This window comes from Micromonospora sp. NPDC049801, assembly GCF_040656575.1.
GTDB lineage: Bacteria > Actinomycetota > Actinomycetes > Mycobacteriales > Micromonosporaceae > Micromonospora.
Genome location: NZ_JBFAMS010000004.1, coordinates 126,364 through 139,066, shown reverse-complemented (window position 1 = coordinate 139,066; position 12,703 = coordinate 126,364). Strand labels below are relative to the sequence as shown.

The 12,703-nt window shown below is 74.1% G+C and carries 8 protein-coding genes; 4 read left to right on the top strand and 4 right to left on the bottom strand.

Translation table 11 applies throughout. The features are described from left to right. Positions 1-30: 30 nt before the first annotated feature. Complete coding sequence (locus tag AB0I89_RS08840) at positions 31-2,865, bottom strand: Na+/H+ antiporter subunit A (protein ID WP_357122543.1); 2,835 nt, start codon at positions 2,863-2,865, stop codon at positions 31-33. A 149-nt stretch (positions 2,866-3,014) separates the two neighbouring features. Beyond that, positions 3,015-3,401: a hypothetical protein gene (locus tag AB0I89_RS08835; RefSeq protein ID WP_357122540.1), complete on the bottom strand. Its 387-nt coding sequence runs from the start codon at positions 3,399-3,401 to the stop codon at positions 3,015-3,017. 178 nt (positions 3,402-3,579) lie between these two features. On the opposite strand from AB0I89_RS08835, the gene AB0I89_RS08830 reads away from it, so the two are divergent. Further along, positions 3,580-8,262, top strand: coding sequence for a DEAD/DEAH box helicase (locus tag AB0I89_RS08830; RefSeq protein ID WP_357122538.1), 4,683 nt, complete (start codon positions 3,580-3,582; stop codon positions 8,260-8,262). A 318-nt stretch (positions 8,263-8,580) separates the two neighbouring features. Here AB0I89_RS08830 and AB0I89_RS08825 read toward each other — a convergent pair whose 3' ends face one another. Next, positions 8,581-9,189: a hypothetical protein gene (locus tag AB0I89_RS08825; RefSeq protein WP_357122535.1), complete on the bottom strand. Its 609-nt coding sequence runs from the start codon at positions 9,187-9,189 to the stop codon at positions 8,581-8,583. Positions 9,190-9,383: 194 nt separating this feature from the next. On the opposite strand from AB0I89_RS08825, the gene AB0I89_RS08820 reads away from it, so the two are divergent. Further along, a complete protein-coding gene (locus tag AB0I89_RS08820) occupies positions 9,384-10,184 on the top strand; it encodes an SAM-dependent chlorinase/fluorinase (protein WP_357122532.1) in 801 nt (266 codons plus the stop codon). A 37-nt stretch (positions 10,185-10,221) separates the two neighbouring features. After that, positions 10,222-10,464 carry a CPCC family cysteine-rich protein gene (locus AB0I89_RS08815; protein ID WP_039905669.1) on the top strand — a complete coding sequence of 81 codons (243 nt, stop codon included), beginning with the start codon at positions 10,222-10,224 and terminating at the stop codon, positions 10,462-10,464. A gap of 27 nt (positions 10,465-10,491) precedes the next feature. On the opposite strand, the gene AB0I89_RS08810 is transcribed toward AB0I89_RS08815, so the two are convergent. Beyond that, positions 10,492-11,760 (bottom strand): hypothetical protein, encoded by a 1,269-nt coding sequence (locus AB0I89_RS08810; protein WP_357122527.1) that lies wholly within the window; start codon positions 11,758-11,760, stop codon positions 10,492-10,494. A gap of 109 nt (positions 11,761-11,869) precedes the next feature. On the opposite strand from AB0I89_RS08810, the gene AB0I89_RS08805 reads away from it, so the two are divergent. Beyond that, on the top strand, positions 11,870-12,679 hold the full coding sequence (locus AB0I89_RS08805) for a DNA-formamidopyrimidine glycosylase family protein (RefSeq protein WP_357122523.1): 810 nt from the start codon (positions 11,870-11,872) through the stop codon (positions 12,677-12,679). Positions 12,680-12,703 lie beyond the last annotated feature (24 nt).

Here is a 12,703-nt window from a genome sequence, read left to right as displayed (position 1 = left end):
GGGCTCGCAAACCCGGCTCACTCCTCGCGCTCACGGCCGTCCGCCCTTGTCGATGGCCAGGCCGCCGCTCTCCGTACCGGTGGCCTCGATGTGCCGGTCCACCTCCGCGCCGAGACTGCGCAGGATGTCCAGCAGCAACCCGATCACGATCAGGTACACGCCGATGTCGAAGAAGAGCGACGTGACCAGGTGGACGTCGCCGACCAGCGGTAGGGACACGTCGAGCTTCGCGCTCTGCAGCACCGATCCGCCGGCCAGCAGCGCCACCGCGCCCGTACCCACCGCCAGGGCCAGCCCCGCGCCGAGGATCAGGCCAGCGCCCACCGGGGCGGCGTCGGTCAGCTCGTACCTGCCGCCGGCCAGGTAGCGGACGACCAGCGCGAGCCCGGCCACCAGGCCGCCCGAGAATCCGCCGCCCGGCGCGTTGTGCCCGGAGAAGAGCAGGAACAGCGAGAACAGCACCACCGTGTGGAAGATCAGTCGGGTGACCACCTCAAGGACGAGCGAGCGCTGCTCGTCGTAGAGGGTCGGGCCACCCCGTAACCAGACGGGCCGGTGCGGCGGGGCGGCCCCTTCGGCGGACTCCGGCCGGCGCGGCCTCGGCCCGGTACGGGACCGCTCGAAGATCAGGCTGGCCACCCCGGTCGCGGCCACCACCAGCACCGACACCTCGCCCATGGTGTCCCAGGCCCGGATGTCGACGAGGGTCACGTTGACCACGTTGCGGCCGTACCCCTCGCCCACCGCGAGGGCCGGGAAGACGGTGGAGATGTCCGGCGCGCGGCGGGCGCCGGCCGCGACGAGCGCGAGCCCGCCCGCCACCACGCCCATCGCCACGCCGATCGCCCGACGCGTCCATCTGCTGCGGCGCAGCGGTCGGGCCGAGAACCGCTGCGGCAGGCGGCGCAGCACCAGCACGAAGACCGCGATGGTCGCGGTCTCCACCAGGAACTGGGTGAGCGCCAGATCAGGTGCGCCGTGCAGGATGAACAGCATGGCCGTGCCGTAGCCGGTGACGCCGACCAGCAGCATCGCGGTCAACCGCCGACGAGCGCCGACCGCGAGCAGCGCGGCCACCGCGATGACCACCACGACCACCGGTTGCAGCGGGTTGTCCCAGAGCGGGAGCCGGGCCCGCCAGGGGGCGGCGGCGAGCATCGCCCCACCGGGCAGCAGCACGAGGGTGACGAGAATGATGCCGAGGTACTGCGGTAGCGAGCCGCGCTGGGTCGCGCCGGTGACCCCGATGGCGAACCGGTCGAACCGGCCCACGACCCACTCGTACCCCTGATTGCCGCCGACCGGCGACCGGAGCCGGGCCAGCGCGGGGGCGAGCGGCCCGCGCAGCGCGAAGAGCAGGATGCCGCCGGCAAGCGCCAACACGGACAGACCGAGCGCCGCGGTGGGTCCGGGCCAGAGCGTCAGGTGCGCGTCGAGGGTCCCCAGCAGCTCGGCGTACGGACTGAGCAGACCGTCCAGCACGCCGGCGGCGGGACCGGCGAGCAGCCCGACGACGGCGAGCACCGCCGGTGGGAGCAGCATCGACGCGGCGACCGGCCCGGGTGGTACCGGTTCGACGCCCGGCCGGTCGGCGAACGCGCCCCAGAGGAAGCGGGCGCTGTACGCGACGGTGAGCACCGTTCCGGCGACCAGCCCGGCGAGGACCACCGGATCGCTGGTGAACGCCGCGAACACCGCCTCCTTGGCGACGAACCCGACGAGCGGCGGTACGCCCGCCATCGACGCCGCCGCCAGCACCGCGACCCCGAACAACGGGCGGGACCAGCGGCGCAGTCCGGACAACTCGCGCAGGTCACGGGTCCCGGCGCCGTGGTCGATGACGCCGACGACCAGGAACAGCGCCGCCTTGAACAGGGCGTGCGCCAGCAGCATCGCCGTGCCGGCCAGCGCGGCGTCCGGTGTGCCCGAGCCGGTCACCGCGACCAGCAGGCCCAACTGGCTGACCGTTCCGTACGCGAGCAGCAGCTTGAGGTCGTTCTGTCGCAGCGCCGCCCAACCGGCGACGAGCATGGTCGCCACCCCGGCGATGAGGACCAGCGGTCGCCACGGACCCACCGTGGCGAGCACCGGCGCGAGCAGCCCGACCAGGTAGACGCCGGCCTTGACCATGGCCGCCGCGTGCAGGTACGCGCTGACCGGGGTGGGCGCCGCCATCGCGACCGGCAGCCAGGAGCTGAACGGGAGCACCGCCGACTTGGACAGCGCCCCGGCCAGGATCAGCAGCACCGCCGTGACGAGGTAGCCACCTCCGGGCAGCGGGTGGGCGGCGATCTCGGACCAGCGGTAACTCCCGGCGTGCTCGCCCAGCAGGATGAACCCGACCAGCATGGCGAGCCCGCCCAGCGTGGTGACGGTCAGCGCCTGCGCCGCCGCCCAGCGGCTGGCCCGGCGTTCGGTGCTGTGCCCGATCAGCAGGTACGAGAAGATCGTGGTCAACTCCCAGCCGACGTAGAGCAGCAGCAGATCGTCGGCGAACACCAGGACGAGCATCGCGCCGGCGAAGGCCACCAGGACGGCGGCGACCTGGGCCATCCCGGGGGAGCCGGCGTCGAAGTACCGGGCGCTGTAGACCAGCACGAGCGCGCCGACGCCGCCGACCAGCAGGGTCATGAGCCACGACAGCGTGGTGACGCGCAGCGCGATGTCGAGGCCCAACTGCCCGATCCACGGGTACGTCTCGACGACCGCGCCGCCGTGCGCGACGGCCGGGGTACGGGCCAGCGCCCAGCCGAACGCGGCGGCCGGCGCGAGCGCCAGCGGATAGCACGCGCGCGGACCCCACCACCGGACGAGAAGCGGCGCGACGAGGGCCGCCACGAGGTGGAGGATGAGCAGTACCAGCACTCGCGCTCCCGATCGAGGTGGCCGACACCCGTACAGCGGTGGTGTCTTCAGCGATCAGACGCCAGATCCCCGAGCCTCGGGCGGTTTTACCGGAATTGCCCCGCCATAGGGCTCAATGTGCGATCAACGGCGAGCGCCAGCGGCGGCGGTCAGCGCAGCAGAGCGTCGCCGACCGGCAGCGCGTCGTCGAGATCCTGGTGACCTCGGCGCAGGTCGGCCAGCAGGTCGACGCGACCGAGTTGGCGGGCGACCTTGGCGACGACCCGCTCCGCGACGGCGAGGGACCGCATCGAGAGCAGGCGGCCCCGGCTCTCCCGGCGCAGCACGAAGTAGTGCACCGCGACGCGGACCTGCCCCCGGTCGGCGGCGCTGGCCTGGGCGGTGGAGACGACCAGCTCCCGCAGGCAGCCGGCGAGACGCTCGGCGAGCTCCAGCTCGGGCCCGTGCAGACCGCCGCGGAGCGTGGCGAGGTGACTGTCGACCTTGCGGATCAGCACATCGGTGCCGGGCTCGACGTGTCGCGGCTCGCCGGTCATCCGATCCCTCCCACCCGATTCGCGTTGCGGGTGAAGTTACTTTATGTTGCTCCTTACAAGCAAGCAGTTAAGTGAGACTTAACGTATTAAAGGTGCATCACGCGCAATTTCCACACAGCGCGGCACGATCCGCCGTGGGTCGTTCGTTGTTGTCGTACCGACGGGGCACGATGGACCGGTGAGCGGGGCAGACACGGGCAAGGGCGAGGTGTTGGACGGGTTCGGTCCCGCCACTCGCGCCTGGTTCGACGCCGCCTTCGCCGCGCCCACCGCCGCCCAGACCGGCGCCTGGAAGTCGGTCTCGGCCGGCCGTAACGCCCTGGTCGTGGCGCCCACCGGCTCCGGCAAGACGCTCGCGGCCTTCCTCTGGTCGCTGGACCGGCTGGCCCGCGAGCCCGCGCCGACCGAGGCTCGCCAGCGGTGCCGCGTGCTCTACGTCAGCCCGCTCAAGGCCCTCGCCGTCGACGTCGAACGCAACCTACGCGCGCCGCTGGCCGGCATCCGGCAGGCGGCCACCCGGCTCGGCGTCCCACCACCCGACATCACCGTCGGGATGCGCACCGGTGACACGCCGGCCGACGAGCGACGGGCCTTCGCCCGCACCCCACCCGACATCCTCATCACCACACCCGAGTCACTGTTCCTGCTGCTCACCTCGGCCGCTCGGGATTCGCTGCGCGGCGTCCAGACGGTGATCGTCGACGAGGTCCACGCGGTGGCCGGCAGCAAGCGCGGGGCCCACCTCGCCCTCTCCCTGGAACGCCTCGACGAGCTGCTGCCCACGCCGGCACAACGGATCGGCCTCTCCGCCACCGTCCGGCCGATCGACGCCTGCGCCCGGTTCCTCGGCGGCGCCCGGCCGGTCGACGTCGTGCAGCCGCGCACGGCGAAGACGATCGAGGTCAGCGTGCAGGTGCCGGTGGAGGACATGACCCGCCTCGACGAGCAGGAGCAGCCTCCCGAGGACTCCCTCGGCGGGCCTGGGCCACGCCGCGCCTCGATCTGGCCGGCCGTCGAGGAGCGGGTCTTCTCGCTGATCGGGCAGCACCGCTCCACCATCGTCTTCACCAACTCCCGCCGCAGCGCCGAGCGCCTGTGCGCACGGCTCAACGAGCTGGCCGCCGAGGAGGTGGCCACCGCCGCGATCGCCTCCGCGTCGGGCGAGGGCGCGATCGTCGTACCCCCGGGGTCGTCGTCGGGCGACGAGCCGGCGGCCGACGACGGCCCGGCGAGCGGCGCGCAGCGGTGGGGTGGCCCCGCCGGCCCGGGCAGCAGTCGCGCGCCGGCCGAGGTGATGGCCCAGTCCGGCGCGGCGGCCGGGGCAGCGCCGGTGATCGCCCGCGCGCACCACGGCAGCGTCTCGCGGGAGGAGCGCAAGCACATCGAGGAGGCGCTCAAGTCCGGCCAGCTCCCGGCGGTAGTGGCGACCTCCAGCCTGGAGCTGGGCATCGACATGGGCGCGGTCGACCTCGTGGTGCAGATCGAGGCCCCGCCGAGCGTCGCCGCCGGCCTGCAACGCGTCGGGCGGGCCGGGCACCAGGTGGGCGCGGTCTCCCGGGGCGTGGTCTTCCCCAAGCACCGGGGCGACCTGCTGTCCTGCGCGGTTGTCGCCGAGCGGATGACCGACGGCGCGATCGAGGAGCTGCACTACCCGCGTAACCCGCTGGACGTCCTGGCCCAGCAGATCGTCGCGATGGTGGCCCTGGAGCCGTGGCAGGTCGGCGACCTGGCGGTGCTGGTCCGGCGGGCGGCGCCCTTCGCGGAGCTTCCCGATTCGGCCCTGCACGCCGTGCTGGACATGCTCTCCGGCCGCTACCCGTCCACGGCGTTCGCCGAGTTGCGTCCCCGACTGGTCTGGGATCGGGCCAGCGACCAGCTCACCGGCCGTCCCGGCGCGCAACGATTGGCGGTGACCAGCGGCGGCACGATCCCGGACCGAGGGCTGTTCGGGGTCTTCCTGGCCGGTGCGGAGCGGGCCGCCCGGGTCGGCGAGCTGGACGAGGAGATGGTCTACGAGTCGCGCGTCGGCGACGTCTTCCTGCTCGGCTCGTCCTCGTGGCGCATCGAGGAGATCACCCCCGACCGGGTGTTGGTCTCCCCCGCGCCGGGTCAGGCCGCGCGGATGCCGTTCTGGAAGGGCGACCAGCTCGGCCGCCCGGTGGAGCTGGGCCGGGCCATCGGCGCGCGGGTCCGCGCCCTGCTGCGCCAGAGCGACGAGGCGGCGCTGGCCACGCTGCGCGAGGGCGGCCTGGACGACTGGGCCGCCACCAACCTGATGGCCTACCTGCGCGACCAGCGGGCGGCCACCCGCTCCCTGCCCGACGACCGGACCGTCGTCGTCGAGCGCTTCCGTGACGAGCTGGGCGACTGGCGACTCGCCGTGCACAGCGTCCTCGGCGCGCGGGTCAACGGGCCCTGGGCTCTCGCCGTGGGTCGCCGGCTGGCCGAGCGGTACGGGGTGGACGCCCAGGTCATGCCCTCCGACGACGGGATCGTGGTACGCCTCCCGGACACCGCCGACGAGCCACCCGGCGCCGACGTGGTCGTCTTCGAACCCGACGAGATCGCCCAGCTCGTGCAGGAGTCGGTCGGCACCTCGGCGCTCTTCGCCGCCCGCTTCCGGGAGTGCGCCGCCCGGTCGCTGCTGCTGCCCCGCCGCGACCCGCGCCGCCGCCAGCCGCTCTGGCAGCAGCGGCAACGCGCCGCGCAACTGCTCGACGTCGCCCGCGAGTACGCCGACTTCCCGGTCACCCTGGAGGCGGCCCGGGAGTGCCTGCAGGACGTCTTCGACCAACCGGCGCTGGCCGAGCTGATGCGCGACCTCGCGGCCCGCAAGGTCCGCCTGGTCGAGGTCGAGACCAGCGCGCCGTCGCCGTTCGCCCGGTCGCTGCTCTTCGGCTACGTGGGCGCGTTCCTCTACGAGGGCGACGCCCCGCTCGCCGAGCGCCGGGCCGCCGCCCTGGCCCTGGACTCCACGCTCCTCGGTGAGCTGCTCGGCCGGGTCGACCTGCGCGAGCTGCTGGATCCGGAGGTGCTCGCCGAGACCGACCGGCAACTGCGCTGGCTGACCGAGCAGCGCCGCCCGCGCGACGCGGAGGACGTGGTCGAGCTGCTGCGGGTGCTGGGCGACCTCAGCGACGTCGAGCTGACCGAGCGGGGCGTGCCGGAGGGCTGGCTGAGCGAGCTGGAGGCCGCCCGCCGGGTGCTGCGGGTACGGATCGCCGGCGAGCAGCGCTGGGTCGGCATCGAGGACGCCGCCCGACTGCGCGACGCGCTCGGCGTGGCGCTGCCCGTCGGGGTGGCCGAGGCGTACCTCGCGCCGGTGGCCGACCCGCTGGGCGACCTGGTGGCCCGGTACGCCCGCACCCACGGCCCGTTCGCCGCCGCGACCTGCGCGGCTCGCTTCGGGCTCGGCGTCTTCGTGGTCGAGCAGACGCTGCGCAGCCTGGCCGCCACCGGCCGCGTCGTCTCCGGCGAGTTCACGCCCGACACGGCCGGCGCGCAGTGGTGCGACGCCGAGGTGTTGCGGATGCTGCGCCGCCGCTCGCTCGCGGCGCTGCGCCGGGAGATCGAGCCGGTGCCACCGCGGGCCCTCGCCACGTTCCTGCCCCGCTGGCAGCAGGTCGGCTCGTCCGCCCGGGGTGTGGAGGCGCTCGCCGCCACGGTGGAGCAGTTGCAGGGCGCTGCCGTGCCCGCGTCCGCGCTGGAACGGCTGGTGTTGCCCGGCCGGGTCGCCGACTACTCCCCCGCCCAGCTCGACGAGCTGTGTGCCAGCGGGGAGGTGCTCTGGGCCGGTTCCGGGGCGATCTCCGGAGGCGACGGCTGGGTCACCCTGGCGTACGCGGACGCCGCGCCGCTGCTGCTTCCGCCGCCTGATGAGGCGTTGACGCGTACCCCGCTGCACGACGCGGTGCTCGACGCCCTCGGCGACGGGCAGGCGCTGTTCTTCCGCGCGCTCGCCGACCGGGTCGGCGCCACCGACGATGCCGCGCTGACCGGTGTCATCTGGGATCTGGTCTGGGCCGGGCACCTCACCAACGACACCCTCGCCCCGCTGCGGGCGGTGCTCGGCGCGGGTGGAGCGCACCGGTCGCGCCCGTCCGCGCCGCGCACCCGCTACCGGCGGCCCGGCCGGGTGGCGCTGCCCACCCGCAGCGGCCCACCGACCGTCGCCGGCCGCTGGTCGCGGCTTCCGGATCGGGATCTCGACCCGACCAGGCGGGCCGCCGCCCTCGCCGACGTCCTGCTGGAACGGCACGGGGTCGTCACCCGGGGCGCGGTCATGGCCGAGCAGGTCGTCGGTGGGTTCTCGGCGGTCTACCCGGTGCTGTCGGCGCTGGAGGAGCGTGGCGCGGCTCGCCGGGGTTACTTCGTCGAAGGTCTCGGCGCGGCACAGTTCGCGGTTCCCGGCGCGGTGGACCGGCTACGCGCCCTGGCGGAGCCCGCCGACGGCGCCCGGGGTCGGGGCGGGCCGGCCACCGTCCTGGCGGCCACCGATCCGGCCAACCCGTACGGTGCGGCACTCCCCTGGCCGGACCGCGTCGTCGACTCCGGCGACGGGGCCACCGCCGCGACCGGGCACCGGGCGGGCCGTAAGGCCGGTGCCCTGGTGGTGCAGGTCGGCGGCGACCTCGTGCTGTACGTGGAACGCGGTGGCCGAACCCTGCTCTCCTTCACCGACGACACCGAGACGCTCGCGGCGGCCGGTAAGGCGCTGGCCGACGCCGTCCACTCCGGAGCGTTGGGCGCGATGTCGGTCGAACGGGCCGACGGCGAGGCGGTGCACTCGTCGCCACTGCGTGACGCGCTGACCGCCGCCGGCTTCCGGGCCACCCCGCGCGGCCTACGCCTACGCGGTTGACCCGACCCGCGCGGCCTACGTCTGCCGGTCGCTCAACCCGTGGATGCGTCCGCCGCGCGCCTGGCGACCGCGCGTCCGGCCTCCGAAGGTGTCGCGGGCTGTCCTCCGTGACGACCACTGGTGGGGCCGATCCGCTCTCGCGCGGTATCCACACGCGATCTGGTAGCTCTGCCGTGCCAGGCACCGTCGACCACCTCTGCGACGTTGATGCCTGTGAGTCATCTTGATGACTCACAGGCATCACAGCCAAAGGTTGTGCCCCGGCCGCCACCTGATGGACAACGCGGCCGCGAGGCAGCGGGAGCAGCGGGAGCAGCCTCAGCGGAGGCCGTTGAGAACCTTCTCGTAGCGCACGCGGTCGGCTGCCGGGGTCTTCGCGTCGAGGTAGTTGAGCACCACTGCCCCACGCCGGTACGACTGGCCGCCCCACGTCTCGGCGATGTCGCCGGCGCTGGTCTCGTCGGGAAACACGAAGACGGTGACGCCGTCCGTGGTGACGATCTCGGAGCAGCCCAGCCCGAGACCGTCCGGACCACAGTCAACCGAGCGGTCCTTCGGGTGCGTGACCCGCAGACCGGCGGCCTGGAACGCGTCGATGACCTGCCGGGCGCTGGGAGCGCCCGCCGGGCGCTGGGGCAGTACCACCGGCGGCGGACTGGCCGGCCGGCGTTCGACCGGTCCCTGCGGTGGCGCCGACGGCACGGTGGACGGCGCGACGGACCGTGGTGGCGGCGGTGCAGCGCCGTCGGTGCGGGACGGGCCCGCCGAGGTGCTCGGCACGCTCGGCAGATCCGTGGCCTGGACGGTCGAGGACGTAACACCGGGGACGGCACTCGACGGCGCGGGATCGTCACCACGGCCGCAGCCGGCGACGACGGCAGCGGCGACCAGCAGGACCCCGACGGCGGGCAGGCTCCGAAGTGTCACAGGCGAAGTCTGCCCAACCACGCTGGGTGGCGGGAGGGGCCGGTCGGCCAGCACGCTGTCCGCTATCTGCCAGCAGGGTCAGCCGGGTTGCCAGTCGCCCGCACCGATACGGCCCGATCCGACCACCACCCGCGGGACGCGCGGGGGGCGTTGGGCGCGGGACGCGCGGGGGGCGGGGGCGCTAGCCTGCGGGGGTGTCCGGCACACCGTGGATCTCGTTGACCACCGACTACGGCCTCGACGACGGCTTCGTGGCCGCCTGCCACGGGGTGATCGCCCGGATCGCTCCCGCCGCCCGGGTCATCGACGTGACGCACCTGGTGCCGCCGGCGGACGTCCGGCGCGGTGCCGCCGTGCTGGCGCAGACCGTGCCGTACCTGCCGGTGGGCGTGCACGTGGCCGTGGTCGATCCGGGGGTCGGCACCGCCCGACGGGGCATCGCGCTGGCCACCCCGGGAGGGCTGCTGGTCGGCCCGGACAACGGGTTGCTGCTCGACGCGGCCACCGCGCTCGGCGGGGTCAGCGCCGCCGTGGAGCTGACCGCGCCACGATGGCTGGCGGCCCAGGTGTCCGGCACGTTCCACGGCCGGGACGTCTTCGCCCCGGTGGCGGCACGCCTGGCGCTCGGGGCGTCACTCGCCGAAGCCGGTCCAGCCGTAGACCCGGGCGAACTGGTCCGGCTGCCAGCACCGGTCATGATCCGTGACGCCGACGGCTTCACCGCCGAGGTGCTGACCGTCGACCACTTCGGCAACGTGCAGCTCGCCGCGCCCGGCGAGGTGCTCGGCGCGCTCGCGGCCACCGTCCGGGTCGGCCCGCCCGGGCCGACGCCGTCCCACGCGGCGGTACACGGACGGACGTTCGGCGACGCGCCGCAGCAGGCCCTGGTGGTGTACGTGGACTCGGCCGACCTGGTGGCGGTTGCGGCCAACGGCGGTCGGGCCGTGGACGTCCTCGGCGTACGCCCGGGTGACCTCCTGCGGGTGGCCGGGTGACATTCGACTGTGGAATGCTGCCCCGGTGGGTGAACCGGTGGGTGAACACGTAGTTCCCGTGGGCTGTCCCTGTTGTGCCTCCCGGACCGGCGGCGGGACCTGCCCGGTCTGCTTCTGGACGGACGACGGCCAGAGCGACGCCGACGCGGACGCGGTGCGGGGCGGCGCCAACGGCGACCTGAGCCTGTCGCACGCCCGGCTCAACTACGCCGTCTACGGGGCCAGCCACCCGCGTTACCAGGACATGGTGCGTCCCGCCCGCCCCGACGAGCGCCCCTGACGCGGCGCCCGCCGAAGCGAGGTCGTCTCAGCAGACCGGTACGGTACCGCCGTAGACGGTGGCGACGTACGCGTGGCTGACGTACTGCCCGGTGGCCAGGCGGTTCCACCTGGTGGTGGTGCGGTACGGGCCGGCGACCGACTGGCCGGTGACGTAGCACTGGACCGGCACGTTGGCGAACCGCGCGGCGAGGCCACGGATCGCGTACGACGTGCCGGGCCCGCTGCGGATGTTGAGCGGGCCGTCGCCCACCACGGCGCGCGGACCGCCGCCGGTCCACAGGTACGCGACGTCCACCCAGGCGTTGGTGGTGAGCTGCAGACCGTCCCAGAAGGTGCCGTCGGCCAGGTCGATGCCGGCCGGGTTGAGCACGGTACGCCCAAACTGGTCCCGCCCACCGTTGTAGCCGGACTGGTAGGCGGCCTGCGCCTCGGGCCGACCCTGCGGCAGGTTCTTCCAGTTCTCGCGTACGGCGGACGGGTTCCAGTAGTCGTCCCGGGTGTTCCAGGGCCCGACGTCCCAGACCGGGGCGTACTCGCAGCGCGCGCCCGTCGTGGTGCAGACCCGCACGGTGTAGTCGCCGCTGTTGAGTGGCGAGAGGCCCCGGCGCGACGGTAGGGCCACGAAGTGGTCGCGCGGCTGTACGGTGCGGCCGTTGGCGGTCAGTTCGCCGACCAGTCCGATCCGGGTGGCGTACACCCGGTAGGTGAGGCCGGGTGTGGCGGCGGAGACGGCGGCGGTCGCGTCGGCGGTGAGCTGGACGGCGCGTACCGTCGCGGTGGCCCCGCCGGCCCGCGCGGTCAGCACCACCCGGGTCTGTACGCGGCTGACCGGGCGGTCGAAGGTCGCGCCGGCGGTCGCGGCCCGCCACTCGGTCCAGCCGTTGAGCCGCCATCCGCGGACCTGCGCCTCCGCGCTCGCGCCGGCGGGGACGTCCGCGTCGATCTCGGCGCGGACCCGGGTAGCCGGGCGGGCGAGGGTGCGTGGGGCGCTGAGGAGCATGCCTTCGGCGAGCGCGCTGTGCGGGCTGCGAGGGCTGCGTCCGCCCGCGCGGGCCTCGCGCAGCCGCAGTCCGGCGGCGGTACGGCGGACGTTGACATCGTCCCGGTCGACGACCGACAGGTCGGCGCTCCACCGTTCCCCGGCCGGTGCGGCGGCGGTCAGGGTGAGCGATCCGGCGGTCGCGGGGACGGTGGTCCGGGCGGCGCTGGTGACGGGCACCAGGGCTGCGATGAGCGCGAGAGCGAGGATGGCGGCGAGCGTGGAGGGTCGGATAAGACAATGAGGTCGTCTCATGGGCATTCTCCTCAGAACCCCCTGACCATCGCATGTCCGGAGATCATGAGGAACCTGGCTACAAATAGCGACACATGCGAATCATGCTCGAAAGAGGGAGGATGGCAGCGTGCCCGAAGGTGACACCGTCTGGAACACCGCCCGCGTGCTGCACCGCGCGCTGGCCGGCGCGCGGCTGTCCGGCTCCGACTTCCGGGTGCCCCGGCTGGCCACCACCGACCTCACCGGCTGGACCGTCCGCGAGTCGGCCAGCCGGGGCAAGCACCTGCTGCTCCGCCTCTCCGCCCCGGACGACGCGCCGTGGACGCTGCACTCCCACCTGCGGATGGACGGCGCCTGGCGGGCGTACGCGCCGGGCGAACGGTGGAGCGGCCGGCCCGCGCACCTGATCCGGGTGGTGCTGCGCAGCCCCGGCGCGGTGGCGGTGGGCTACCACCTGCACGAGCTGACCCTGGTGCCCACCGTCGAGGAGGACGCCCTGGTGGGCCACCTCGGGCCGGACCTGCTCGGCGTGGACTGGGACCCGGCCGAGGCGACCCAGCGCCTCGCCGCACATCCCGAGCAGACCATCGGCGAGGCCCTGCTCGACCAGCGCAACCTGGCCGGGGTGGGCAACCTCTACAAGTGTGAGGTGCTGTTCCTGCGAGGCGTGTCACCGTGGACGTCCGTGCGGGCGGTACCCGATCTGCCGGGTATGGTCGCCCTCGCGCAGCGGCTGCTGGCCGCCAACCGTGGACGCTGGACGCAGAGCACCACCGGCTCGCTGCACCGGGGGCAGACCAGCTACGTGTACGGCCGCCGCGCCCAGCCGTGCCGCCGCTGCGGCACCGCCATCAGCAAGGAGGAGCTGGGCGAGCGCGTCACCTACTGGTGCCCGGTGTGCCAGCCCGAGCGGCCGGGAAGCCCGCCACCGGGCTGACCGGGCGTTGTGGATCGAGGTCAT

What these genes read in the sequence shown, in the direction of transcription:
- AB0I89_RS08810 (WP_357122527.1), bottom strand. Translation starts at nt 11,760, where the DNA reads ATGAGACGACCTCATTGTCTTATCCGACCCTCCACGCTCGCCGCCATC.
- AB0I89_RS08835 (WP_357122540.1), bottom strand. Translation starts at nt 3,401, where the DNA reads ATGACCGGCGAGCCGCGACACGTCGAGCCCGGCACCGATGTGCTGATC.